At 37.5% G+C, this 24,232-nt stretch carries 27 protein-coding genes; 25 read left to right on the plus strand and 2 right to left on the minus strand.

Annotated features, from left to right (window positions below):
* Positions 1-18 precede the first annotated feature (18 nt).
* The 8 genes from AC5SLP_RS02345 to AC5SLP_RS02380 all read left to right on the plus strand — a co-directional run bounded on the left by AC5SLP_RS02345 (position 19) and on the right by AC5SLP_RS02380 (position 8,738).
* Positions 19-1,149: a succinyldiaminopimelate transaminase gene (locus AC5SLP_RS02345; protein ID WP_495253517.1), complete on the plus strand. Its 1,131-nt coding sequence runs from the start codon at positions 19-21 to the stop codon at positions 1,147-1,149.
* The gene (gene murC / locus AC5SLP_RS02350; RefSeq protein WP_495253518.1) at positions 1,146-2,456 is read left to right on the plus strand and encodes a UDP-N-acetylmuramate--L-alanine ligase; all 1,311 of its coding nucleotides are present in this window, start codon (positions 1,146-1,148) and stop codon (positions 2,454-2,456) included. Before AC5SLP_RS02345 ends, murC begins: the two co-directional genes overlap by 4 nt.
* The gene (locus AC5SLP_RS02355; RefSeq protein ID WP_495253519.1) at positions 2,456-2,806 is read left to right on the plus strand and encodes a hypothetical protein; all 351 of its coding nucleotides are present in this window, start codon (positions 2,456-2,458) and stop codon (positions 2,804-2,806) included. Before murC ends, AC5SLP_RS02355 begins: the two co-directional genes overlap by 1 nt.
* Positions 2,806-5,013, plus strand: coding sequence for an endonuclease MutS2 (locus AC5SLP_RS02360; protein ID WP_495253520.1), 2,208 nt, complete (start codon positions 2,806-2,808; stop codon positions 5,011-5,013). The genes AC5SLP_RS02355 and AC5SLP_RS02360 overlap by 1 nt, the downstream gene beginning before the upstream one ends.
* A gap of 75 nt (positions 5,014-5,088) precedes the next feature.
* Positions 5,089-6,201: a succinyl-diaminopimelate desuccinylase gene (gene dapE, locus AC5SLP_RS02365; RefSeq protein WP_495253521.1), complete on the plus strand. Its 1,113-nt coding sequence runs from the start codon at positions 5,089-5,091 to the stop codon at positions 6,199-6,201.
* Positions 6,198-6,569 (plus strand): RidA family protein, encoded by a 372-nt coding sequence (locus tag AC5SLP_RS02370; protein ID WP_495253522.1) that lies wholly within the window; start codon positions 6,198-6,200, stop codon positions 6,567-6,569. The genes dapE and AC5SLP_RS02370 overlap by 4 nt, the downstream gene beginning before the upstream one ends.
* A gap of 91 nt (positions 6,570-6,660) precedes the next feature.
* The gene (locus AC5SLP_RS02375) at positions 6,661-8,001 is read left to right on the plus strand and encodes an FAD-dependent oxidoreductase (protein ID WP_495253523.1); all 1,341 of its coding nucleotides are present in this window, start codon (positions 6,661-6,663) and stop codon (positions 7,999-8,001) included.
* Between the two features lie 47 nt (positions 8,002-8,048).
* Positions 8,049-8,738 carry a class I SAM-dependent DNA methyltransferase gene (locus AC5SLP_RS02380; protein WP_495253524.1) on the plus strand — a complete coding sequence of 230 codons (690 nt, stop codon included), beginning with the start codon at positions 8,049-8,051 and terminating at the stop codon, positions 8,736-8,738.
* On the opposite strand, the gene AC5SLP_RS02385 is transcribed toward AC5SLP_RS02380, so the two are convergent.
* Positions 8,739-9,224: a hypothetical protein gene (locus AC5SLP_RS02385; protein WP_495253525.1), complete on the minus strand. Its 486-nt coding sequence runs from the start codon at positions 9,222-9,224 to the stop codon at positions 8,739-8,741. It abuts the gene before it with no gap.
* Between the two features lie 80 nt (positions 9,225-9,304).
* Between AC5SLP_RS02385 and AC5SLP_RS02390 the strand changes: the two genes are divergently transcribed.
* On the plus strand, positions 9,305-9,754 hold the full coding sequence (locus AC5SLP_RS02390; RefSeq protein ID WP_495253526.1) for a GNAT family N-acetyltransferase: 450 nt from the start codon (positions 9,305-9,307) through the stop codon (positions 9,752-9,754).
* A 62-nt stretch (positions 9,755-9,816) separates the two neighbouring features.
* Complete coding sequence (locus AC5SLP_RS02395; protein ID WP_495253527.1) at positions 9,817-10,995, plus strand: S41 family peptidase; 1,179 nt, start codon at positions 9,817-9,819, stop codon at positions 10,993-10,995.
* An 8-nt stretch (positions 10,996-11,003) separates the two neighbouring features.
* On the opposite strand, the gene AC5SLP_RS02400 is transcribed toward AC5SLP_RS02395, so the two are convergent.
* The gene (locus AC5SLP_RS02400; protein ID WP_495253528.1) at positions 11,004-12,056 is read right to left on the minus strand and encodes a chemotaxis protein CheX; all 1,053 of its coding nucleotides are present in this window, start codon (positions 12,054-12,056) and stop codon (positions 11,004-11,006) included.
* A 135-nt stretch (positions 12,057-12,191) separates the two neighbouring features.
* On the opposite strand from AC5SLP_RS02400, the gene AC5SLP_RS02405 reads away from it, so the two are divergent.
* The 15 genes from AC5SLP_RS02405 to atpG all read left to right on the plus strand — a co-directional run bounded on the left by AC5SLP_RS02405 (position 12,192) and on the right by atpG (position 24,216).
* A complete protein-coding gene (locus AC5SLP_RS02405; protein ID WP_495253529.1) occupies positions 12,192-12,629 on the plus strand; it encodes a hypothetical protein in 438 nt (145 codons plus the stop codon).
* A gap of 101 nt (positions 12,630-12,730) precedes the next feature.
* Positions 12,731-14,176 carry a pyruvate kinase gene (pyk, locus tag AC5SLP_RS02410; protein ID WP_495253530.1) on the plus strand — a complete coding sequence of 482 codons (1,446 nt, stop codon included), beginning with the start codon at positions 12,731-12,733 and terminating at the stop codon, positions 14,174-14,176.
* Positions 14,177-14,262: 86 nt separating this feature from the next.
* Positions 14,263-14,571 (plus strand): 50S ribosomal protein L21, encoded by a 309-nt coding sequence (gene rplU, locus AC5SLP_RS02415; RefSeq protein WP_495253531.1) that lies wholly within the window; start codon positions 14,263-14,265, stop codon positions 14,569-14,571.
* A gap of 144 nt (positions 14,572-14,715) precedes the next feature.
* Positions 14,716-14,976 (plus strand): 50S ribosomal protein L27, encoded by a 261-nt coding sequence (rpmA, locus tag AC5SLP_RS02420; protein WP_495253532.1) that lies wholly within the window; start codon positions 14,716-14,718, stop codon positions 14,974-14,976.
* A 144-nt stretch (positions 14,977-15,120) separates the two neighbouring features.
* On the plus strand, positions 15,121-16,227 hold the full coding sequence (obgE, locus tag AC5SLP_RS02425; RefSeq protein ID WP_495253533.1) for a GTPase ObgE: 1,107 nt from the start codon (positions 15,121-15,123) through the stop codon (positions 16,225-16,227).
* On the plus strand, positions 16,208-16,972 hold the full coding sequence (gene proB, locus AC5SLP_RS02430; protein WP_495253534.1) for a glutamate 5-kinase: 765 nt from the start codon (positions 16,208-16,210) through the stop codon (positions 16,970-16,972). The genes obgE and proB overlap by 20 nt, the downstream gene beginning before the upstream one ends.
* 1 nt (position 16,973) lies before the next feature.
* Positions 16,974-17,894 carry a methionyl-tRNA formyltransferase gene (gene fmt, locus AC5SLP_RS02435; protein ID WP_495253535.1) on the plus strand — a complete coding sequence of 307 codons (921 nt, stop codon included), beginning with the start codon at positions 16,974-16,976 and terminating at the stop codon, positions 17,892-17,894.
* On the plus strand, positions 17,857-18,510 hold the full coding sequence (locus tag AC5SLP_RS02440) for a biotin--[acetyl-CoA-carboxylase] ligase (RefSeq protein ID WP_495253536.1): 654 nt from the start codon (positions 17,857-17,859) through the stop codon (positions 18,508-18,510). Before fmt ends, AC5SLP_RS02440 begins: the two co-directional genes overlap by 38 nt.
* Entirely contained in the window at positions 18,507-19,292 is a 786-nt protein-coding gene (locus tag AC5SLP_RS02445; RefSeq protein WP_495253537.1) for a ParA family protein, read from the plus strand. The genes AC5SLP_RS02440 and AC5SLP_RS02445 overlap by 4 nt, the downstream gene beginning before the upstream one ends.
* Positions 19,293-19,295: 3 nt before the next feature.
* Positions 19,296-20,150 (plus strand): ParB/RepB/Spo0J family partition protein, encoded by an 855-nt coding sequence (locus AC5SLP_RS02450; RefSeq protein WP_495253538.1) that lies wholly within the window; start codon positions 19,296-19,298, stop codon positions 20,148-20,150.
* Between the two features lie 143 nt (positions 20,151-20,293).
* Positions 20,294-20,716 carry a FoF1 ATP synthase subunit B' gene (locus AC5SLP_RS02455; protein WP_495253539.1) on the plus strand — a complete coding sequence of 141 codons (423 nt, stop codon included), beginning with the start codon at positions 20,294-20,296 and terminating at the stop codon, positions 20,714-20,716.
* A gap of 9 nt (positions 20,717-20,725) precedes the next feature.
* Entirely contained in the window at positions 20,726-21,241 is a 516-nt protein-coding gene (locus tag AC5SLP_RS02460; protein WP_495253540.1) for a F0F1 ATP synthase subunit B, read from the plus strand.
* Positions 21,241-21,771, plus strand: a complete 531-nt coding sequence (locus AC5SLP_RS02465) for a F0F1 ATP synthase subunit delta (protein WP_495253541.1) — start codon at positions 21,241-21,243, stop codon at positions 21,769-21,771. Before AC5SLP_RS02460 ends, AC5SLP_RS02465 begins: the two co-directional genes overlap by 1 nt.
* 45 nt (positions 21,772-21,816) lie before the next feature.
* Entirely contained in the window at positions 21,817-23,322 is a 1,506-nt protein-coding gene (gene atpA / locus AC5SLP_RS02470; RefSeq protein ID WP_495253870.1) for a F0F1 ATP synthase subunit alpha, read from the plus strand.
* A gap of 9 nt (positions 23,323-23,331) precedes the next feature.
* Positions 23,332-24,216, plus strand: coding sequence for an ATP synthase F1 subunit gamma (gene atpG / locus AC5SLP_RS02475; protein ID WP_495253542.1), 885 nt, complete (start codon positions 23,332-23,334; stop codon positions 24,214-24,216).
* Positions 24,217-24,232: the final 16 nt, after the last annotated feature.

Consider the following 24,232-nt stretch of genomic DNA (forward strand, 5'->3'; position numbering starts at 1 on the left):
ATGTAAAAAGGAAAACCATTGCATTTTGAACCTTATCCATTTGAAAAATTAAGTACGTTACTCAAAGATATTACGCCAGATCCGAAATTTCCGGCGGTCAATTTAACCATTGGCGAACCACAGTTTGAGACACCCGCATTTATCTTAGATGCCCTAAGAGAGAACGTAGCATTGCTCAATAAATACCCAAAATCAGCAGGTGAAGCTTCGGTTGCACAGGCACAACGAAGTTTTGTCCAAAAACGTTTTGGGGTTGCCCTGAAAGAGAGCGAACTGCTTTCAACGTTTGGTACACGAGAGGTGTTGTTTAACTTTCCACAATATCTTTTGCACGATAAACAAAATCCCGTGATGGCTTATACCAATCCGTTTTATCAAATCTATGAAGGTGCTGCTATTGCCAGTCGGGCACGTGTGGTTCATTTGAATCTCACCAAAGAGAATGCCTTTAAGCCAGACATTAATGTGCCAGAGCTGAAAGAGGCGGATTTGATTATCCTCAATTTTCCAAACAACCCGACAACCTCGGTACTCAGTATCGAAGAGTTAGGTGCGTGGGTCAAATTTGCACTCAAATACGACATTGTCCTTCTCAACGATGAATGTTACAGCGAAATTTATGTCGATGAAAAGCCGCCTTCTTTGTTAGAAGCCTCTTTGGCAGTAGGAAATGAGAGCTTTAAAAATGTTTTGGTGATTAATTCTATTTCCAAACGAAGTTCAGCCCCTGGTCTTCGTTCAGGATTCATCGCAGGAGATGAGAAAATTCTAAGTGGTTATGCAAAATACAGAACCTATGTTGGTGCTGGTATTCCTCTGCCTTTACAAGCAGCGTCTGCTCTAGCATGGAATGATATGGAGCATGTCGAAATAACGCGCAAAGAATACGCAAAAAACCTCTCCTTGGCCAAAGAGATTTTAGGGGTTGATGCCATTGCAGCAACGTTTTATATTTGGCTTGAAGTGGGAGATGATTTGGCTTTTACATGTAAATTGTATGAGCAAAAAAATATTAAAGTCTTGCCGGGTCGTTTTTTAGGACGAGCGGGTATGGGTGATGGGTATGTACGCATTGCGTTGGTTGAAAACAGCGCTAAAACAGAACACATTTTAAAAGAAGTCAGCAATTTTTATAAGGGCGAGCATTGAAAAAAGTACACTTTGTAGGCATTGGGGGCATTGGGCTCTCTGCATTAGCACGTTATCTCAAACAAGAAGGCTATGAGATTACGGGCTCTGATATAAAAGCAACAAAAATTACAGCCAGTTTAGAGAAAGAGGGTATTCCTGTTGTGATTCCTCATGATCCAGAATGTATCACAGACCAAGATTTGGTGATTTATTCTGCGGTTATTAAACCAGACAATATTGAATTAGTGCGTGCTCGCGAAAAAGGCATGAGCATTATGCCAAGACGTGAAGCGCTTTTATTTATTCTCAAAAACAGACGTGTTTTCTCTGTCTGCGGTGCGCATGGAAAAAGTACAACCAGTGCCATGCTTGCTTCACTGATTGAAGGTTCGGTCATTATCGGTGCCGAGAGTAAACAGTTTGGAACCAATATGTACTACAAAGAGGGCAATAACGTCATTTTTGAAGCCGATGAAAGCGATGAAAGCTTTTTAAATTCAAACCCGTATGTTGCGATTGTTACCAATGCTGAACCTGAGCATATGGAATATTATAATTATGATTTGAACCGATTTTATGGAGCGTATCGACACTTTTTAGAGAGCGCAAAAATCCGCGTGATTAACGCAGAAGATGAATTTCTCTCAACGCTAAGTGATTTGGATGCGATACGCCTTTACCCAAGTCGTGATATCAAAGAGATTACGACGGTTATGAAAGAGGGAGAACCTTATACCTCTTTTGTCCTCAAAGATTTAGGACGTTTTGAAGTCTGGGGCATAGGTGCGCATATGGCACTCGATGCTTCTTTGGCGATACTGGCAAGTCTTAACGAAATGGATGTTGAGAGCGTTCGCGAAAAACTGAAAACTTATAAAGGCATCAAAAAACGTTTTGATATCATTGCCAAAGATGAGACATTTGCACTGATAGATGATTATGGTCATCATCCAACAGAGATCAAAGCAACCCTGTGTTCTGCAAAAAAATATGCCGAATTGATGGGGCTTAAAAAAATTACGGCTATTTGGCAACCGCATAAATATTCACGTACGATTGATAATTTACAAAGCTTTGTCAATTGTTTTGAAGGTGTGGATGAACTCGTCTTGCTTCCCGTATGGAAAGCGGGCGAAAAAGAGGTTTTTATTGATTTTGCAAAAGAGTTTTCACGCTATGCTCCAAAATTTGCTGAACGTATTTTCAGAGTCGATAACAGTATCGAAATGACAGATAAAAGCAGTGCGCACCTAAAATTTAATGACGGATTGGTTATCGGATTTGGTGCGGGCGACATTACATATCAATTAAGAGGAATCATCTGATGCAATTCGCACTCTTTTTAGCGGTTCTTATACTGTTTGGGTCTGTATGGTACAGCAAAAAAGAGAGCCTTTCATTGCGGATGAAATTAGGGATGGTCAGTATTGTCATCATTTTAATCGCTCTTGCGGCAGGGTACGAAATGCGCCAGAGCCAAATGAATGAATACAACCGAATGATTATCAGTGCTTTTAAGCAAGGCAAAACGCTCTATTGTGGTGATAGTGGAGTTGAAGTAAACTCAACGACATTTATTTTTGTCAGTGGAACACTGAGCTTCATCCCAAGTGATGAGAATAAAAAAGACCAAGGTATGGTCATTGATACTTTTACATGTAAAACGAAACATTGATGGAAAAACTTTTTTCAAAGCTCGATTTGAGCGATTATCAAACCTCTTTTAAACACTTTTTAGCGCGTGAAAAACCTCTGTTCATGGAGGGAGATGCCAATTTACATTTTAAACTGATTCATGAGCTACTCTCCAAAGAGAGACTTAAAGCACTTCCTGAAGTTCCTTCGCTTGAGATTCCTTTGGCACATCTGAGTAAAATGGGTGTTTTGCGCCTTGTTGAGATTTTTGCTTTTGTTAGAATCGTCAATTATATGAGTTATTTAAAAGCTGTTTTACTCGATAATGGTTTGGGTGAATGGATGCAACGCATTCTTATTCCCAATGAGGTTACACAAATTTGTAGCTATTTTGATGAAAAAGGTGAGCTAAAATCAAGCGTTGATGAGCAATTCGAACAGATTAACCATGCACTAAAAATGGTGAAAGAAGAGATGAACTCAACGCTTCGCCGCCTGATTTCAACCGAAAAAATTGCCTTGTATCTTGCCGATAAGCAAATCCATTATATCAACAATCAAGAAGCGCTTTTATTGCGCGGTGGGTTTAACCATGTCTTAAAAGGCAGTGTGATTGGACGAAGCAGTACAGGCTTTTTTTATGTGGTTCCCGATAGTTTGTCCAAACTGGTCAGTCGTGAGAGTGAACTGTTAGACCGTAAAGAAGAGCTGGTCTATAAGTACGCGAAACAAATCTCATCGGTTTTTACGAAGCAACTCAAATTTTTAGCGTATATCAATAAAGAGTTTGACCGTTTTGATGCGTATTATGCGCGCGTTGCGTATGCTAGAGAAAAAGATATGGAGTTTGTGCTCTCTTCGTCCAAATCTTCGGCGATTGTGCTAGAAAATTTTGCGCATCCAGCCCTTTCCAATCCCAAACCCATCTCCATCAATTTTTCAAAACAAGTGTTGATGATTACAGGGGTCAATGCGGGCGGAAAGACGATGCTGTTAAAATCAATTCTTTCAGCGGCTCTTTTAAGTAAGTATCTTTTGCCGATGAAAATTGATGCAAAACACTCTTCAATTGGCTCTTTTAAAGAGATTTATGCCATTTTAGACGACCCTCAAAATGTGAAAAATGACATTTCAACCTTTGCAGGACGTATGAATGAATTTAGCAAACTTTTTGCTAAAAAAAGCGCACTTATTGGTGTCGATGAGATAGAACTTGGAACCGATGCTGATGAAGCGGCCAATCTTTTTAAAGTCATGATTGAAAAATTGATTGATAAAGAGATGAAAGTCGTCATCACCACGCACCATAAACGCCTTGCATCTTTACTCGCAACCCATCCTGAAGTAGAACTCTTAGCGGCAATTTACGATGAAAAGAGTGAGCGTCCAACGTATGGATTTTTAAAAGGTACGATTGGAAAAAGCTATGCCTTTGAAACCGCACTTCGTTATGGTATCCCTGCCACTTTGGTGGCAGAAGCAAGAGTTTTGTATGGTGAAGATAAAGAAAAACTCAATGAATTGATACAAAAAAACATCGACCTTGAACTTGAAATGCGCAAAACATCTCAAACTTTAGAAGAGAAACTGCATGAAGTTGAAAAGCTCAAAGAGTCATTGAAAACGGAAAAAGAGAACGTTGCTCTGCAATTTGAGACAGCGTACACTAAAATGTCCAAAGAGTTTAAAGAAGCCGTCGGTGAAGCTAAAAAAGCCATTAAATCCAATGATGTCAAAGAGTCTCACCGCTTATTAAACAAAGCCAATCAACTGCATCAAGAGACGAAAAAAGCGTTACCAGAACAAAAAGCCAGTGAGCCTTTAAGCGTGGGTGAAAAGATAAAATATGGCAGTTCAAAAGGCGTCATTAAAAGCATTAAAAAAGATGAAGCATTGATTGAATGTGATGGCATTAGCATGCGTGTTCCGCTGTCAAAACTCAAACGCAGCGGCAATCAACCTAAAATGCATAAACCCGGTGTCATCATTACCAAAGAGAGCAATGGCGGCTCGATGATTTTAGATTTGCATGGTTTAAGAGCCGATGAAGCTGTTGAAAGACTGGATAAGTTTTTAAGCGATGCTCTGATTAATGGCTTTGATGAGGTTTTGGTCTATCATGGCATTGGTACGGGTAAACTGGCGTATGCAGTTAGAACGTTTTTAAGCACGTATCCATCACTGATGTCTTATGGTGATGCACCTCAAAATCTAGGTGGTTTTGGTGCGACATTGATTAAGCTTTAAGGCAATCTTTGGATACAAGGATAACCTAAAAAAGAACACCAATTCTAATGAAGACTTTTTTATAATTGAGGCAATATGTTAAACACAGAAGAACTTTTCTTAAAACTGCTACGTTTTATCTCTATTACGCCTGAAGAGGATGGCGCATTTGCGTTTGTTAAAGAGTATCTCAGTGACTTTGAAGTCATAGAGCTGAATATTGAACAAACAAAAAATCTCTTCCTTTACAAACATTTTGGCGATGGCGCACACCTATGTTTTGCGGGTCATATCGATGTCGTTCCTCCGGGTCATGGATGGGATAGCAACCCTTTTGAACCTGTTATTCACGAAGGCATTGTTTATGCAAGAGGTGCGCAAGATATGAAAAGTGGCGTTACCGCTGCTTTACAAGCACTACGCCAAACCCAACAATTTGATGGTACGCTTTCACTGCTTTTAACCAGTGATGAAGAAGGCGATGCCAAACACGGTACTATCGAAATGCTCAAAGAGCTTGAACGACGCAATTTCTTGCCAGGTTGTGCTATGGTCGCCGAACCAACATCTGAAAAAAATTTTGGCGATGCCATTAAAATTGGTAGGAGAGGGTCGATTAACGGTGTTATCGAAATCGCAGGCAAACAAGGGCATGCGGCGTATCCTGAAAAGACGATCAATCCCGTACACCAAATAGCCCCACGCTTAAATAAGCTAGCAGGTCACCAATTTGACGCTGGCGATGCACAATTTTCTCCTTCACAACTTGTCATTACGGATATAAGAGGTGGTATGGAAGTGACCAATGTCACTCCTGGCCAACTCAAAATTATGTTCAATGTCCGTAACTCAACCAACACAACACTTGAAACAATTCGTTCGTACGTGCAAGAAGTATTAGAAGGGCTAGATTTTACGTTACGCTTGAGTGAAAGTGCAAAACCTTTTGTTACCTCTAAAGAAGCTCATATCGTTTCATTAGTCTCTAATGCACTTTTACATGTAACTCAAAAATCACCAAAACTCTCCACCGCTGGTGGAACAAGTGATGCCCGTTTTTTTGGCAGTTTTGGTATTGAAACAATAGAGTGCGGTGTGGTGAATGATACGATTCATGCCCCTAATGAGTGCTGTCCTCTTCATGAAGTGGAAGCCTTGGTATCAACATTTCGTTATGTGATTGAAAATTTTTCAAAGGAAAAAAGATGAATATAATTTCTACCGATCATGCGCCTCAAGCTATTGGGCCTTATTCCCAAGCGATTGAAGTGAACAACATGATTTTTACGTCCGGGCAAATTGCGCTTCGTGCTGATGGCAGTTTTGTTGAAGGTGATGTTGAAGCACAAACAACACAAGTGATGCAAAATCTCTCACATGTCCTTCAAGCGGCAGGAAGCAGTTTACAAAATGTGGTTAAAACGACTATCTTTTTAGCCAATATGGATGATTTTGCAAAAGTAAACGCTATTTATGGTTCATTCTTTGGAGATCACAAACCAGCACGTAGTACGGTTGGTGTCAAATGTTTACCTAAAAATGCATTGGTCGAGGTTGAAGCAATCGCGGTTAAGTAATGATTTTATTTTAAAAATCTTTAAAGTTTTTATAGGATTTTTTATAATAAAATGTTGCACCCTAAAATCTTAGAGTAGGAAGTTGTTGAACATGACAAAAAATCACTATGACGTCTTGGTCGTTGGTGGAGGAATCTCAGGTGCGGCTCTGTTTTATGAGCTTGCAAGATATACAGATATTAAGCGCATAGCGCTCGTTGAAAAGTATGAGAAGTTGGCGAAACTCAATTCCGCTGGAACTTCTAACTCACAAACGATTCACTGCGGTGATATAGAGACGAACTATACTCTAGAAAAAGCCAAAAAGGTTAAAGAGACGGCGAGCATGATCTCTAAGTATTGTTTACAATACGGCCACGAAGGCAAATTTATGTTTGCACATCAAAAGATGGCAATTGGTGTTGGGGATACCGAAGTAGCGTATATGCTCAAAAGGTATGAAGAGTTTAAAGAGCTTTATCCGTATTTGGAAGTTTTCGATAAAGAAAAACTTGCCAAGATAGAGCCTAAACTTATTTTTGATTTAAACGGAAAAGAGCGTCCTGAAAACATCGTTGGTGTCGGTGTTGAGGGTGGACAATACAGTACCGTTGATTTTGGGGCAATGACTGAGAGTTTGGTCAATGAAGCACAAAAAATTGAAGATAAAACAGCCGATGTTTTCTTAAATTCACAAGTAACAAACATAACAAAATTGGGTGATATGTTTGTAGTCATGACAAAAGATCAAACCTTTACAGCTGACGCTGTTGTTGTAAATGCAGGCGCACACTCACTTTATATCGCACATGAAATGGGTTATGGTCTTGACTTTGCATGTTTACCTGTCGCTGGAAGCTTTTATATGACAAAGCAAAAAATGCTTAACGGTAAAGTCTATATGGTGCAACATCCAAAATTACCATTTGCAGCATTGCATGGCGATCCTGATATTTTAGCAGGCGGCTGTACACGTTTTGGCCCAACGGCATTGGTTCTTCCAAAGCTAGAGCGCTACACTGGTGGTACGTATCTTGATTTCTGGCAAACACTCCAATTTGATGGAAAAGTTGCTAAAGTATTTTATGATTTAATGAAAGATAGCGATATCCGTAATTATATCTTTAGAAACTTCTTCTTTGAAGTTCCAAAATACGGTAAAGAGCTTTTTATTAAAGATGCACGCAAAATTGTTCCATCCTTACAAATTGATGAAATTGAATATGCACATAACTTCGGTGGTGTTAGACCACAAGTTATTAATAAAACAGAGAAAAAATTGATGCTTGGCGAAGCAAGTATCAACCCAGGCAATGGTATTATTTTCAACATGACGCCAAGCCCAGGTGCAACAAGTTGTCTTGGTAATGCACGCCGCGATGTTAAAATCGTGTGTGAATTCCTTGGTAAAACGTTTGACGAAGCACTTTTCAAAAAAGAGCTTATTGATTAAAAAATCTACGAGGGCTTTGGTTTTAAAGCCCTCACCAAAGTAAATTCATGATACATCCTCTTGACCTTTATGCCAAAATAGAGCCACTTATCGGCTTTTATGAGCAGTATGAAAAACTCTACGCACTCTACTTGACACATTTAAAATCTTTACATGTAAACCATGTTTTAGACGTTGGTTGTGGCAATGGTAAGTTTTTGAAGCACCTTCAAAATAATGCGATTGATGCATTTGGCATCGATAGAAGCAGTGCAATGATTGAAAGGGCTTTAAGTCTTGGTGTAAATGCAAGTACACAAGAATTAGATACTCTAGAAGCAAAGCGTTTTGATTGTGTCGTTGCTGTGGCGGATGTTTTAAATTATATTCCTCCATATGATTTAACTCAATTTTTTGAGGCAGTTGCGCGTGTTCTCTCTCCTAAAGGTTATTTTATATGTGATGTTAATACCTTGTATGGCTTTGAATCCGTAGCAGATGGCGTAATGAATAAAGAGACAGATGAGCAGTTTTTATGTGTTGAAGCCGCATATAAAAACAAAGAACTTTTAACGAAAATAACACTTTTTGAAAAAGAGGGCGAAGTGTATCGTAAAGAAACAGGAGAGATCCTGCAATTTTTTCATTCACTCTCCGTTCTTAAAAAGCTTGACACACTGAGATTGCACTCGAGCTATCCTATTTTTTTATTTGGCGATGAAGCCGATAAAATGCTTTTAATTTTTCAAAAGCGTTAATTAAGAGAGCTCTTGTAAAAAGGTACTGAGTATCTCATTGGTTTTACTCTGTTCATTATTGGCGCTTAACTTTTCCATCAATTCTTTGCGATAATCACTAATCATTTGATCGAGACTTGCCAATGCATTTTCACGATCTTCCCCCACGAGTGGTGGTTGTGCATCATCTCCTAGCCCTAATTTCTCAGTCAGTTCGGCCTTTTTTGCCTCAATCATTTTTTCAATCTTTTCATTATTATAATCTTGATAAAATTGAAGTGCGCCTTTTGAGGAAAGTGCTTCTTTAAATGCTGCTATGGCGGCATCTTGTTCGGTAGTCTCTGTCGAGGACGTTGTTGAATTTCCTGTGAGATCTATTTTGGTTTTAAGATGATCTTCTAAGATATCTGCAAATGGATTTGCTGCATCTGAACTTTTTGTGGTACCTTTTGTGAATGTGCTAAGAATGGATTGACTGATGTTTTTTTTACTGTCATCAATAGTCATAATAGCTCCTTTTATAACGTTTCTTCTAACAAGCAAAAAAGGTTCCTATGTTACAATTATAAAAACGATAAAGGGAACCTATGTGGCGCGTTGAAGAAGCAAAATCTACAGATATTGAACATTTAATTGATCTTCTGACACAACTTTTCTCAAAAGAGGCTGAATTTATTCCGAATCGCACGTTGCAAAGAGCAGGGCTTGAAGCAATCCTTGCTCATGAAGATATTGGGAAAATTCTTGTTATAAAAGATAACCATACTATTGTGGGGATGGTCAGTCTTTTATGGAGCATCAGTACAGCCCTTGGAGGCAAGGTAGCCTTTTTAGAAGATATGGTCGTTCACTCTTCCTTTCATGGACAAGGACTTGGAAGCCATTTATTAGAATATGCAATGACTTACGCAAAAGAGCAAGGCTGCAAAAGAGTGACCCTTTTGAGTGATAATGACAATACGGATGCACATCGTTTCTATGAGCGATTTGGCTTTAAACACTCTTCTATGGTTCCCATGCGCCTGGTTTTTGTGTAAAAAACTTGTATAAATCTTTGGAAAAAAGGTACTATATACTCTGCAAAATAAAAGGATAAGATTTGAAACTTCTCATCGTATATTTTTTAGTAACTTTTTCAGTTGCCTTTGCTCAATCAGAGATAAGTACCCCTCCTACCCCAAATAATGATACAGCATCTACCTTGTATCAAGAAGTGGTGCAAAAACTCAAGAATGAGTCGATTATACCCATTGATGAAAAGCGTCTTTTGGATAATTGCATTGAAGGCATGGTCAATAGTGTTGATAAAAATGGGCGCTATTTTAATGAAGAAGAGTACGAAACACTCTATTTAAGCACAAGCCCTGTTGCTGGCATTGGTCTTTTTTTGAAACAACGACGACACCATATCTATATTAAATCTATTGTGGATCATTCTCCTGCTCAAAAAGCCAATTTACAAAAAAATGATGAAATTGTTCAGATAGACGGTATTTTGGTTCGCGATTTAAGTTTTGAAGAAGTCGTTGCTGAACTAAGAGGTGCGCCTAATACCAAAGTGAAGTTGGGCATTCTAAAAGCAAATAGCACTAAGATGACAGAAGTACAATTGACTCGTAAAATGGTTACACTTGATTTGATTACTTCCTTGATGTTTGATGGTAATATTGCATATATTAAAATTAGCTCTTTTGTCCAAGATAGCCTGCAAGAGATGCTTGAAGATATTCGATATCTTTATGATTCGCAAAACCATACCATGAATGGAATGATTTTGGATTTACGTGATAATCCAGGCGGTGTATTAAACAGTGGCTTAGCGGTTACATCACTTTTTTTAGATAAAGACAAACCTCTGATTAATGTCAAAAGTCGCCATAAAGAAGATAAAAAAATATACCGCAATCGACCTGAAGATTTTGATGGTAGCGATTATTCGAGCAAAATAGATGCCCTCTCTTTTTTAAAAACCATTCCTTTAGTGATTCTTGTAAACAGAGATTCTTCAGGAAGTGCAGAAATTGTGGCCTCGGTGTTACAAGAGTATAACCGAGCAACAGTTATTGGTACGCCGACGTTTGGCAAAGATACTTTTGCGACACTCTTTCCATTACAAACTAAAGTTTCGGCAGTCAAATTTGCAACGGCACGATGGACGACGCCCAAAGGTAAGAGTGTCTGGCCAAATGGTGTTGTGCCAAATGTGGAGATGAAGGCACAAAGTGATGAAGAAGACAGTGTGCTTCAAGAAGCTTTACGCTTTTTGAAGCACAAATAAGAAGTGTTTTATTTGGTGATAAACATATAAAAAGGTTTTTCGTCGAGTTGCATATCAATCCAAACGCCATTAGAACCTAGGGTATTGCTCAATGCTACTTGAAGAGAAAGGTATGTTTTAGGAAGCTCAAAAAGGACTTTTAGCTTTTTATTGGAAAAAATTGATTTTGTCGCTCCGGTAATAATATTACAAAATTCTGCGACACCATCTACAATCGCGGCGGTATCATCAGCCTCTACACTTTCTCCCAGCATCGCTTCAAGTGCAACTAAAGCGAGTTCTCGTGGGAAAACGAGAAAAAAGATGCCTGAAATATCACCCTTAAATTTCATAGCTGCAATAATAACTTGAGAGGGGATTTTTTCATTAAAAGGTCTGATTTCATGTTTTATTTTTTGAGCTTCGAGCCCTGTAATTGTGACAAGCGAATTCACGGCAGTATCAATAAAAACAGGAAGGTTGATGATCAGCTCTCTAGAAAGTCCTAAACTTTTTGGAGCAGATGAATTACTTTTCGTTTGGTTGATGGCTGTATGCGTGATCGTCATATCGTATTTTTTAGCAGAAGCTTTGAGTTTAAAATCTTCTGCATCTTGTGCAAGAACAATAGAATAGCCCAGTTTTGCTAATTCAGAAGAAATTTTATCAACATTCGTTTGGTCCTCATCATATAAAAGGACAGAGAGTTCTTTTTTACAAGCAGCAGGATTAAAAAATAAAATAGCAATATTGAAATTTTGAAAGAGCTTAACGGATGTATCGGCGCTAATACCTTTTAGATAATTAAACATATCTTTTTTATAATCACCTAGCGAAACAGGCAAGTTTAGCGCTTGGCTCAACTTTTCTAATTGTTTGACGAGATTCCCAAGATGAGGGGTCTCTTTTTCCATAGGTGAATAAGGAGAATTCTTTAATGAGACATAAATGCCTTTAACACCTCTTTCTTTAAGAGAAGCACTTTGTCCAACAATGGTATTATATAAGACCGTATTACGACTTTCTAATACAGTTTCGTTATAATAAAAAATTAAAATAGAGTGTTGAATAATATGTGTCATAGCCTTATTTCACGCATAACGTTTTGCTTAGGATTATTAGTTCCGCGATAATAGCATACAAAGCTTTTAAATTTATTGAAATATTATGACGATATAATCAAGTTTATATGAATGATTAAGAGGTGGTTAAACGTTATGCAAGCCTATTTTCCGGATATCGATGATGCCATAAAACAGTACATTGATGATGAAATTGCATACGAAATTACGAAAGATATAGAAGATTTAGTCTTCTTCTCTAGTTACACAATTAATTTCAATGTCTTTCAAAAAGCAACACAAAAACTTAAAAAGCTGTTACGACAAAATGTGCCATTGAAAGCTCATGTATGGCAGATTGATGCCCATAACATCATTATACGATACAACCTCTCATCCATCGACACATCAAGTGAGCGCTATCAATATCTCCTGCATGCTCTCCTTAAAGCGCAAATTCAAATTAATGAAGCCGTCATGCATCATTTTAAAACACTGTGTAAACGTGCGCATTCTTTAGAGTATATACACAGTCGAGCTGAAGAGATTTACAAGCTATTATTTGACGATGGTAACACTGTGTGCCATGCATAAAACTTCACCACGGCTTTAGGTGTTACAAACGATGGATATGATATAATTTTGTAACAATCAAGTGATAAAATAGAACTCCATTTAAAGTTAAGGAACATATTATGAATAAAAAGACGAAAATCCTAGCAACAGTTGGCCCAGCAAGTGATAGCGTAGAAGTTTTAGAAGGATTAATTAAAGCTGGTGTTAATGTATTTCGTTTAAATTTTAGCCATGGTACACATGAATACCATGCAAGCACATTAGCAAAGATTAGAGAAGCCGAAGAAAGAGTTGGTAAAAAAGTTGGTGTTTTACAAGATATTTGTGGACCCAAAATTCGTGTTGGTAAATTAGAAGATGATTTTTTTCTTGAAGTGGGGGACAAACTCTACTTTACAAAAGAGCAAATTGTTGGTAAAAAACTGACAGACAACACTTATGAACTTTGTATTAATCAACCGCAAATTTTAGATATGCTTAAAGTTGGTGAATATATTTATCTTTATGATGGAAATATTCGAGCTAAGGTTATCGAAATTGGTAGCAATGTGGTGACTGAAATAGAAAATAGCGGTAAACTCTCGTCAAATAAAGGCGTTAATTTCCCGAATACCGTCATTAATATTGAAGTTATTACACCCAAAGATGAGGCAGACCTTCTGTGGGGCGCACAAAATGGTGTTGATTTCGTTGCCGTTTCTTTTGTTCAAAGTGCTAAAGATGTTTTACGTGCCAAAAATATTTTAAAAGAGCACAAATCACGAGCTCATATTTTTGCGAAAATCGAGAAATTCGATGCCGTTGAAAAAATTGATGAAATTTTAGAAGTCAGTGATGGAATTATGGTTGCACGAGGTGATCTTGGTATTGAAGTGCCTTACTATAAAGTTCCAAGCATTCAAAAACGATTGATTGCAAAAGCAAATGCCGCTTCAAAGCCAGTTATCACCGCAACGCAGATGTTACTTTCTATGGCAGAAAAAGAGATGGCAACCCGTGCAGAAATTAGCGACGTAGCGAATGCCGTTTTGGACGGAACCGATGCTGTGATGCTTTCTGAAGAGAGTGCTATTGGTAAAAACCCTGTACACGTTGTTGAGGTTATGGCAAATACTATTCGTGAAACGGAATCAATCTATCCATACAGTAAGTTTGAAGTCTATCCTTTCTTGGATGAGACAGATATTATCTCTTCTTCAACAGCACGCCTTGCGGATCGTTTAGGGGTTGAAGCGATTATTTCATTGACCAGTTCAGGTAAATCTGCTAAAAAATTAGCACGTTACCGTATTAAAGCAGATATTTACGCGGTAACCCATGATGAACGAACAGCACGTTCACTTACGATTGCTTGGGGAATTAAACCCATTATGAATATTGATGCAAGTAATCTCAACATGATGTTGGGTAAAACTTTGCAAAAAGGGATTGAAAAAGGTCTTATCAATAAAGATAAAACGTATATCGTAACAGCAGGTTATCCCGCAGGCGTTGAAGGAAGTACGAACTTCATTCGTATCTTAAAACGCGAACAAATTGAATACTATACAGACATGGTATTGTAAGCTTAAGAGATTTTTATATTGGCTTAAAGATTTTTTAGGTAAAATCCAAGCCTTAAAATAAAATCTCTCCCAAGAAGGACATACGCATGTATGCAATTATTAAAAATGGCGGGAAGCAGTATAAAGTTCAAGAAGGCGACTACTTAAATGTCGATAAACTTGACGCTCAGCCAAAAGAGAAAATCGTAGTGACGGAAGTTCTTGCTGTGAATAACGGTGAACTTAAAGTGGGCGCTCCATTCGTCAGTGGTGCTACAGTAGAACTAGAAGTTGTTACTGAAGGCAAAGATAAAAAAGTTATTACTTTCAAAAAACGTAGACGTAAAGACTCAAAAGTTAAACGTGGTTTTAGAAGACAATATACTAGAGTAAAAATTGTAAGCATTAAAGCTTAATTTAATTCACTAGAAAATTCTGCCAACTTTGGTTGGCTAGCTTTAGTGCCGTAATGGCAAGAGTAGCTTAAAGAGTCTAACTTTTTAAGCGTCTAGAGAAGTTTTAAAACTTCACTTAAGATACACAAAGATTAGGAGTAACCAATGGCTCACAAGAAAGGTCAAGGAAGTACCCAGAATAATAGAGACTCAGCTGGACGTAGACTGGGTGTTAAAAAATTTGGTGGCGAGTTTGTACGCGCAGGTAATATTATTATTCGCCAACGCGGAACAAAAGTACATGTAGGAAATAACGTAGGTATTGGTGTAGACCATACCATTTATGCTTTAATTGATGGTTTTGTACAATTCCAACGTAAAGATAAAACACGAAACAAAGTTTCTGTTATCCCCGCAAGTTTGTAATCTAAAAGTGGAGTTTTAAGACTCCACTTCTTTTTCTCTTCTCAATGAATCACGTTACCTCTCATGATTATAGTCATCTATTTTTACATGTAATGATCAGAGGTACACAAACTAGAACTTTATACATTAAAAAAGGTTTTCACGATGTTTATAGATAATGTAACACTGACACTCAGCTCAGGAAAAGGTGGCCCTGGTTCTGTCTCTTTCCGTAGGGAAAAACATGTTATCCAAGGTGGTCCCGATGGTGGAGATGGTGGAAAAGGCGGCAATGTCTATTTTCAAGTCGATAAAAACACCCATACTCTGTCTCATTTTCGTAATAACCAACACCTCAAAGCCAAAAATGGCGAACAAGGTATGGGGCGTAAGATGTATGGAAAATCAGGAGAACATCTTATTGTTATTGTTCCTCCAGGTACTCAAGTGATTGATGCAGAAACGGGAGAAGTTCTTTTAGACCTTGTGGATGATGCCGATAAAAAACTCTTTTTAGAGGGCGGCATTGGTGGGCTTGGAAACACACACTTTAAAAGTTCAACCAATCAACGACCTGAATTTGCACAACCTGGACGACCTGGTATCACTAAAATGATTAAGCTAGAATTGAAGCTGATTGCAGATGTTGGTTTGGTAGGATTCCCGAATGTAGGAAAATCCACACTCATTTCTGTGGTTTCTAATGCACAGCCTGAAGTAGCGAATTATGAATTTACAACATTGACGCCAAAGCTCGGCGTTGTTGTGACAGAAGATTATCGTTCGTATGTGATGGCGGATATCCCAGGAATTATTGAAGGGGCCAGTGAAGGAAAAGGCTTAGGAATAGATTTTTTACGCCATATTGAACGAACACAATTTCTCCTTTTTATGATTGATATCGCCAATTATCGTGATCTTAAAGAACAATATTTTACATTAAAAGAAGAACTTAAAAAGTTCTCAAAAGAGCTTTCAGAACGTGACTTCGCGATTGCATTAACGAGATGCGATACGTTAAGTCCGGATGACATCAACGAAAAAGTTGATGGCTTTTTAGCTCTTTTAGACCTTAACCCCAATAAGGGTGCCGATAAGTATAAAGCACGTGAAGATTTACACGCATATGCCCAAGATGTGTATGAAAGAGAGAATGCATTGCCTTTTTTTGTCATGCCAATCTCTTCTGTTTCTAAAATCAACATTGATCCGCTGAAATATGCGTTATCAGATGTCATTACAAAGGTTCGTGATGAAAAGAGTCGTTGTTAAGGTAGGCACACATGTGCTGAGTGAAAATAATCGTTTATGTAAAGAACGAATTTTAAATTTAGTCGAATTTTTAGTCTCTCTTATGAAAAACCATGAAGTGATTCTTGTCTCTTCGGGTGCTGTAGCGGCAGGGTATTGCCTTTTAAAGCTTGATAAAAAACTTCTACACAATCGTCAAGCGATTGCTGCTGTTGGGCAACCTCAATTGATGGCAACGTATAACAAAAAACTAGAAAAATTTGGGAAAAATGGAGCACAACTCCTTTTAACAGCAGATGACTTTGACTCTAGAAAACGTTGTTATCATGCAAAATGTACCATTGATACGCTCTTGGAAAATGGCATTTTGCCTATTATCAACGAAAACGATGCAACGGCAACGGAAGAACTTGTTTTTGGCGATAATGATCAACTCTCCTCTCGAGTAGCCTATTATTTTGGAGCAGATATGCTTATCTTGCTTTCGGATATTGATGGATACTACGATAAAGATCCTCATAAACACGATGATGCGACGATGCGTAAAGTGGTGTGTCACATTGAGCCTGCTGAACTTGAAGTTGAAAAATCTGCTAATTTTGCATTTGCAACGGGCGGAATTGTCACCAAACTTAAAGCGGCCAATTTCTTATTAGAACATGGCAAATCAATGTTTATTGCTAGTGGATTTGACTTAAGCGATGTCAAAAGTTTTATGCTCGATGGCGTACACAAGGGTGGTACACTTTTTACATGTAAGGATTAATATGCGCATTGTTTTTATGGGAACCCCTTCTTACGCCACAGAAATTTTAAAAGCATTGATGCAAGAGCGTAAAATAGATGTTGTGTTATTAGTGACGCAAGAAGACAAACCCGTTGGACGAAAACAAATTTTAACTCCTCCGGATACAAAAGCATGGGCAATGCTCCATGCTCCTTCTTTGGAAATGTATCAACCTAAAACATTGCGTACAGAAGAAGCTTACACAAAGATTGCTTCGTATCAACCTGATTTTATTGTCGTTGCCGCGTATGGGCAAATTTTGCCAAAAGCAATTCTAGAGATCGCTCCATGCATTAATCTTCATGCTTCTTTATTACCGCAGTATCGAGGAGCAAGCCCAATTCAATCCACGCTTCTTGCCAATGAAACGTATGCTGGTGTTACATCGATGTTAATGGAAGAGGGGCTTGATACTGGAGCAATGTTGGGATTTTCTTACGTAAAAGTGTTGCAAGAAGATACCTCTTATAGTTTATTTGAATCATTGGCTTCTTTGGCGGCACATTTAACAATAACAACCCTCACGCATTTTAAAGAGATAACAGCATGGCTCCAAGTTGATGCAGATGCAACCCATTGTAAAAAAATTAAAAAAGAAGATGGTGCTATCTCTTTTGAAACCAACGCCATGAATATCGTAGCACGTTATAAAGCGTTCACCCCATGGCCTGGTATTTATCTTGAATCGGGTTTGAAGCTCAGCGGTGTGAAAATCTATGATGAAACAACATGCTATGAAACATTTGGTGCGATTCTCGCTCTTCATAAAGAAGGGGCAGTTATTACATGTAAACAGGGTTCTTTGCTTGTCCAGAGCGTACAACCGGCATCTAAGAATGTTATGAACATCTTAGATTATATTCGTGGAAAAAGGCTTAATATTGGCGATATATTGGTTTGATGAGATAGACTCAACCCATCAGTATTTGATTGCGGCACTTCGTGAAGGTACACTTCTTGCACCATGTGGAATCGGAGCGACGCATCAAAATAACGGTGTAGGAAGCAGAGGCAATCGTTGGGTTGGAGAAGAAGGAAATTTCTTTTTCTCATTTTGTGTAGAAGAGAAACAACTTCCAAGCGATTTACCTTTGGCATCTATTTCTATCTATTTTTCTTCATTAATGAAAGAAATATTAGAAGAAAAAGGCTCGCATGTATGGCTTAAATGGCCAAATGATTTTTATTATAATGATAAGAAGATTGGAGGAATGATCACCACCAAAGTAGGCACAAATATTGTTGGTTCCATAGGGATAAATATTTGTTCTGCACCTGAAAATTTTGGGGTTTTGGACGTTGTTATCACACCGAAAACTTTAGCCGAGCTTTTAATGCAATGGGTAGAGAAGAAAATATCGTGGAAGAAAGTTTTTAGTAAATATAAGATAGAATTTGACAAAAATCGAAAGTTCTCTTTCCATTTGGATGGCAAATTGGTCTCGTTAAGTGATGCGATATTGTGTGATGATGGCTCTATAGAGCTAGAAAATAAAAAGGTGTATAGTTTACGATGAGTGAGATTATAGCGATAGCAAATCAAAAAGGCGGTGTTGGTAAAACAACGACTGCTATTAATTTGGCTGCCTCCTTAGCAGTTGCTGAAAAGCGCGTGTTATTGATCGATATTGACCCTCAAGCCAATGCGACTACGGGCCTTGGTTTTCACAGAAGTGACTATGAGTACAACATCTATCACGTTCTTATCGGCAGAAAACGTCTTTCACAAGTCATTCTTGAGACGTCACTTTCGACTTTACATGTAGCGCCATCGAATATTGGGCTTGTGGGAGTTGAAAAAGAGTTTTATGATAACAATACCAAAGGTAGAGAGCTCATTTTGAAGAATAAGATTGAAGAGATTAAGGATCAATATGATTATATTATCATTGATTCACCTCCAGCATTAGGAAGCATTACTATTAATGCACTTAGTGCAGCTAATTCAGTTATTATTCCTATTCAATGCGAATTTTTTGCATTGGAGGGTTTGGCACAGTTACTCAACACCGTAAAACTGATTAAAAAAACGATTAACCCAACGCTTGAAATTAAAGGCTTTTTACCAACCATGTACAGTACGCAGAATAATCTTTCTAAGCAAGTTTTTGCTGATTTGAAAGAGCACTTTAAAAATAAACTTTTTGTTGATAAAGAAAACGCTTCTTATGTTGTCATTCCCCGCAATATTAAACTTGCAGAATCTCCAAGCTTTGGTAAACCGATTATTTTATACGATGTAGAGTCTCCGGGTTCTAAAGCGTATCAAAATCTTGCCAATTCGATTTTAGTGAGTTAAGGAATGAGTGCCAAGAAAGTTTTAGGAAGAGGGCTTAGTGCCATTATAGAAGACGTTGAAGAGGCATACAAGCAAGATATTGAACAAGCAAAAGATTTAGTACGCGAAATTGACGTTGAGCGTATCACTCCCAATCCTTATCAGCCACGTACCCATTTTAATGAAGTTGCCCTCAAAGAATTAAGTGAGTCAATTAAACGCCATGGATTACTACAACCTATCATTGTTGTTGCAAAAGATGATGGGTACATGCTTCTTGCGGGTGAACGCCGTTTACGTGCAAGCAAACTGGCCGGAATCACTAAAATTAAAGCGATTGTTGCAGATATCGAGTCTAAAAATCTACGCGAATTAGCTTTAATTGAAAATATTCAAAGAGAAGATCTTAATCCAGTAGAACTTGCCATCGCCTATAAAGAACTTATTGAAGAGTATAAAATAACGCAAGATGGACTTTCTGAAATTATTCATAAAAGTAGAACTCAAATTACAAATACCATCCGTCTTTTAACCTTAAGTGATCAAACGAAAAAATACTTAACGGATGGAACGTTGTCTCAAGGACATGCAAAAGTATTAGTGGGGCTAGAACCTAAAGATGAAGAAACCATTGTTAATACTATTTTGGGTCAAAAATTAAGTGTTAGAGAAACCGAAGCATTGGTTAAAAAATTAAAAAATATGGATGAAGTATCTGGTAAACAATCTAAGACCGTTATCGCTGTTCCAGAAGAACTTCAAACATTAAAAACAAAGCTTAAAGAGCTTGGTTTTGACGCTATACCGAAAAACAATGCTATTACCATTCATTTTAAGAATGGTGAATCAATTTATACTTTTTTAGAGTATTTGAAGTAATTTAATTAGTCTTAGACATTTATTTAATAAACTATTTTCCTTTGATGTGGTAAAATTCGCGAAATTTTTTAACACACCTATCCTAAATATATATTACGAAAAATCTAAAATGAGTCTGATCTCGAGCTAAAGGAGCAAGAAAAATGTTGGATATTATCCCAGCACTGTTACTGGTGACTGGAACTGTATTTTTAATTTTGTTGGTTATCCTCAACAAAACACTTTATAAACCCCTTCTGGAGTTTATTGACAATAGAAATAACTCTATTAATCGCGATTTAGAAAATGCAGGGAAAAATGCCAGTGATGTTGTCGCACACTATCAAGAAATAGAAACAATTTTGTCTGAGGGCAAAATTGAAGCGGGCAAAATTAGAGAAGCTGCACTTAGTGAAGCTAAAGAAAAGGCTGCAAAACGGGTCGAGCAAAAAAAGAGTGATCTTGAAGCTCAAAGTGCAGTTTTCTTTAAAGCTTTAGAAGCAGAAAAAGATGAATTTAGAAATGGTCTATTGGCACAAATGCCTCTTTTTAAAGAGAGTATTGCTGCTAAGTTGAGCCATATTTAAGGAGTTAAGATGAAAATAAAGTATGTTTTACTCTTATTAGCTCCTGTTGCTTTATTGGCAAATGCAAGTGAGAGTACGGGCGTTACAGATATTATTCCCAGAACGATCAACTTTTTAATTTTTGCTGCCATTTTATATTACTATGTTGCAGATGCAGCTAAGCAATGGTATTTTGGCCGTAAAAATGAGATTGCAAGTAAACTTGACTCGATTCAAGTTAAACTCAAAGAATCACATACTAAAAAAGAAATTGCATTACAAAAAGTAGAAGAAGCAAAAGCGAATGCAAGAGCCCTTGTTGAAACAGCAAAAAAAGAGGCTGTTTTATTGACTGAAAAAGTTGCACAAGAGGCAGATGTTGAAATAGAAAATCTTGAAAAAGCCTTTCAAGATCGCGTTACTATTGAAAGACGTAAAATGCAACGTGTTATTGTGAGTGAAATTTTAGACGAAATATTTAAAGAAGGCTCTATCTCTTTAGATAATGACGAAATCGTCAAGATTGTTAATAAGAAGGTAGCATAATGAGTGGAGCAATAGCAAAAAAATACGTTAATGCTCTTATGAGTAGCTGTAACGATAAAGAGTTAATAGAAGTGACTTCATTATTGGCTCATTTAGCCAATGCTTTTACATTGGAGAAATTTAATAACATTATTCTTTCTCCTGATGTTTCTGTAAAGGCAAAAGAGGAATTAGTTCTCTCTTTTTTGGAAACTAGCAATAGTAAGTTCCAAAATTTTATCAAACTATTAAGTCAAAATGATCGATTAAAAATGATACCTACTATGGTTAAAGAACTTAAATACCAACTTGCTTTGAAAAACAACACTTATGAAGGTGAGGTCTTGACCAATTTTACTGTCAGTAAAGAGCAAATTGCAATGTTGGAGGAGAATTTTAGCAAGAAATTTAATGCAAAAATTAAATTACATAGCAAAAAAGAGACTTATCCTGGTATTAAAGTCGAGTTAGATGATCTTGGTGTCGAAGTAAGCTTTTCATTAGAGCGCTTAAAAGCTCAAATGACAGAGCATATTTTAAAAGCAATTTAATAATATAGATAAAAGAAAGTTAAGGAGTAATGTGTGGGAGCAAAAATGAAAGCTGATGAAATCAGTTCAATCATTAAAGAGCGTATTGAAAACTTTGAACTCAATGTTGATATCGAAGAGACAGGAAAAGTTATTTCTGTAGCAGATGGTGTAGCAAACGTTTATGGTTTAAAAAACGTTATGGCTGGTGAAATGGTTGAATTTGAAAATGGTGAGAGAGGAATGGCACTTAACCTTGAAGAATCAAGTGTAGGTATCGTTGTTCTTGGTAGTTGTAATGATATTAAAGAAGGCTCTTCTGTTAAACGATTGGGCAAACTTCTTCGTGTACCAGTAGGTGAAGCACTTGTGGGTCGTGTTGTAAACTCATTAGGGGATCCAATTGATGCAAAAGGTCCAATCAATGCAACTGAAACTCGTTTCGTTGAAGAGAAAGCTCATGGTATTATGGCACGTAAATCAGTCCATGAACCGCTTCAAACAGGTATTAAAGCGATTGATGCTCTTGTACCAATTGGTAGAGGTCAAAGAGAGCTGATTATTGGTGATAGACAAACCGGTAAAACAACGATTGCAATCGATACTATTATCAACCAAAAAGGTCAAAACGTTACATGTATTTATGTAGCGATTGGTCAAAAACAATCCACTGTTGCACAAGTGGTTAAAAAACTTGAAGAGCATGGCGCGATGGAGTATACCATTATCGTTAATGCAGGGGCTAGTGATTCTGCAGCAATGCAATTCTTAGCGCCATATGCAGGTGTTTCAATGGGTGAATTTTTTAGAGATAGCGGTAAACATGCACTGATTGTGTACGATGATCTTTCTAAACATGCGGTTGCTTACCGTGAAATGTCATTGATTTTACGTCGTCCTCCAGGTCGTGAAGCATATCCTGGTGACGTTTTCTATCTACACTCAAGACTTCTTGAGCGTGCTGCAAAAGTCAATGATGAACTTGGCGCTGGTTCACTAACAGCACTTCCTATTATTGAAACACAAGCAGGTGACGTATCAGCGTATATTCCAACGAACGTTATTTCTATTACCGATGGTCAAATTTTCTTGGAATCAGACCTCTTTAACTCAGGTATCCGCCCTGCGATTAACGTTGGTTTATCTGTCAGCCGCGTTGGTGGTGCTGCACAAATTAAAGCAACGAAACAAGTTGCGGGAACAATGAGACTTGATCTTGCTCAATACCGTGAACTTCAAGCATTTGCACAGTTCGCAAGTGACCTTGACGAATCAAGTCGAAAACAATTAGAGCGTGGACAAAGAATGGTTGAACTTCTAAAACAACCTCCATATGCTCCAATTGCTGTTGAAAAACAAATTTTAATTATCTTCGCAGGTGCCAAAGGTTATTTGGACAGTATTGATGTTAAATCTGTTAGCCGTTTTGAATCTGAGCTTAACTCTTATGTTGAAGCAAAGTATCCAGCAATTTTTGAACAACTCAAAGCTAAAAAAGCAATTGATAAAGAGTTAGAAGAACTATTACATAAGGCATTAGGCGAGTTCAAAGCGACATTTGCAGTCAAGTAAGGAAAAGCTATGGCAAACCTTAAAGAAATAAAACGAAAAATTAAGAGTGTTCAGAATACTCAAAAAACGACGCGAGCTATGAAGCTTGTTTCAACGGCTAAGTTGAAACGAGCGGAAATGGCAGCAAAGCAATCACGAGTGTATGCTATTAAAATTAATGAAGTACTCTCTGAAATTGCTTATAAGATCAATCAGTACAAAAATGGAGCGGTTGAAAGTCGTTTTTTTGATAAAAATGAAACTCCAAAAACTGTTGATGTTATTTTTGTAACAGCAGACAAAGGGTTATGTGGTGGTTTTAATATTCAAACAATTAAAGCCGTTCGCAAACTTTTAAATGACTATACAAAACAAAATGTAACTGTACGATTACGAGCAGTCGGGCGTAAAGGAATTGCATTTTTTAATTTTCAGGGCAATGAACTTTTTGCATCTTATGCAGGAGTAAGTTCATCACCAAGTTATGAAAAAGCACAAGAAATTATTCAAAGTGCCATTAATGACTTTGTAGAAGGTAAAACTGATAAAGTAATCCTTGTACACAATGGATATAAAAATATGATTTCTCAAGAATTAAAAATTGTAGATGTCGTACCTGTTCAATCACCACTTGATGTACGTGAAACCAACTCTTTAATGGAGATGGAACCGGATGAAAGTGGCGAAGAAATTTTGGACTCATTGTTACAAAAATACTTTGAGTATAACATGTATTATGCGTTAATTGATTCATTGGCTGCTGAGCATAGCGCTAGAATGCAAGCGATGGAGAATGCAACCAATAATGCAAAAGAACGTGTTGGTGTCTTAACATTGGCATATAATAAAGCCAGACAAGAGTCTATCACTACTGAGCTCATTGAGATTATCAGTGGTGTAGAATCTATGAAATAAACTGTTTTGCAAAAAA

Source organism: Sulfurospirillum sp. E15m (genome assembly GCF_059415145.1).

Excerpts from the sequence above, each read along its gene's own strand:
- AC5SLP_RS02385 (WP_495253525.1), bottom strand. The coding sequence starts at position 9,224 with ATGACTATTGATGACAGTAAAAAAAACATCAGTCAATCCATTCTTAGC.
- rpmA (WP_495253532.1), top strand. The coding sequence starts at position 14,716 with ATGGCTCACAAGAAAGGTCAAGGAAGTACCCAGAATAATAGAGACTCA.
- fmt (WP_495253535.1), top strand. The coding sequence starts at position 16,974 with ATGCGCATTGTTTTTATGGGAACCCCTTCTTACGCCACAGAAATTTTA.
- AC5SLP_RS02445 (WP_495253537.1), top strand. The coding sequence starts at position 18,507 with ATGAGTGAGATTATAGCGATAGCAAATCAAAAAGGCGGTGTTGGTAAA.
- AC5SLP_RS02380 (WP_495253524.1), top strand. The coding sequence starts at position 8,049 with ATGATACATCCTCTTGACCTTTATGCCAAAATAGAGCCACTTATCGGC.
- AC5SLP_RS02460 (WP_495253540.1), top strand. The coding sequence starts at position 20,726 with ATGAAAATAAAGTATGTTTTACTCTTATTAGCTCCTGTTGCTTTATTG.
- dapE (WP_495253521.1), top strand. The coding sequence starts at position 5,089 with ATGTTAAACACAGAAGAACTTTTCTTAAAACTGCTACGTTTTATCTCT.
- AC5SLP_RS02370 (WP_495253522.1), top strand. The coding sequence starts at position 6,198 with ATGAATATAATTTCTACCGATCATGCGCCTCAAGCTATTGGGCCTTAT.
- AC5SLP_RS02455 (WP_495253539.1), top strand. The coding sequence starts at position 20,294 with ATGTTGGATATTATCCCAGCACTGTTACTGGTGACTGGAACTGTATTT.
- AC5SLP_RS02375 (WP_495253523.1), top strand. The coding sequence starts at position 6,661 with ATGACAAAAAATCACTATGACGTCTTGGTCGTTGGTGGAGGAATCTCA.
- AC5SLP_RS02465 (WP_495253541.1), top strand. The coding sequence starts at position 21,241 with ATGAGTGGAGCAATAGCAAAAAAATACGTTAATGCTCTTATGAGTAGC.
- AC5SLP_RS02360 (WP_495253520.1), top strand. The coding sequence starts at position 2,806 with ATGGAAAAACTTTTTTCAAAGCTCGATTTGAGCGATTATCAAACCTCT.
- AC5SLP_RS02400 (WP_495253528.1), bottom strand. The coding sequence starts at position 12,056 with ATGACACATATTATTCAACACTCTATTTTAATTTTTTATTATAACGAA.
- proB (WP_495253534.1), top strand. The coding sequence starts at position 16,208 with ATGAAAAGAGTCGTTGTTAAGGTAGGCACACATGTGCTGAGTGAAAAT.
- atpG (WP_495253542.1), top strand. The coding sequence starts at position 23,332 with ATGGCAAACCTTAAAGAAATAAAACGAAAAATTAAGAGTGTTCAGAAT.
- AC5SLP_RS02405 (WP_495253529.1), top strand. The coding sequence starts at position 12,192 with ATGCAAGCCTATTTTCCGGATATCGATGATGCCATAAAACAGTACATT.
- AC5SLP_RS02450 (WP_495253538.1), top strand. The coding sequence starts at position 19,296 with ATGAGTGCCAAGAAAGTTTTAGGAAGAGGGCTTAGTGCCATTATAGAA.
- rplU (WP_495253531.1), top strand. The coding sequence starts at position 14,263 with ATGTATGCAATTATTAAAAATGGCGGGAAGCAGTATAAAGTTCAAGAA.
- AC5SLP_RS02355 (WP_495253519.1), top strand. The coding sequence starts at position 2,456 with ATGCAATTCGCACTCTTTTTAGCGGTTCTTATACTGTTTGGGTCTGTA.
- atpA (WP_495253870.1), top strand. The coding sequence starts at position 21,817 with ATGAAAGCTGATGAAATCAGTTCAATCATTAAAGAGCGTATTGAAAAC.
- AC5SLP_RS02390 (WP_495253526.1), top strand. The coding sequence starts at position 9,305 with ATGTGGCGCGTTGAAGAAGCAAAATCTACAGATATTGAACATTTAATT.
- obgE (WP_495253533.1), top strand. The coding sequence starts at position 15,121 with ATGTTTATAGATAATGTAACACTGACACTCAGCTCAGGAAAAGGTGGC.
- pyk (WP_495253530.1), top strand. The coding sequence starts at position 12,731 with ATGAATAAAAAGACGAAAATCCTAGCAACAGTTGGCCCAGCAAGTGAT.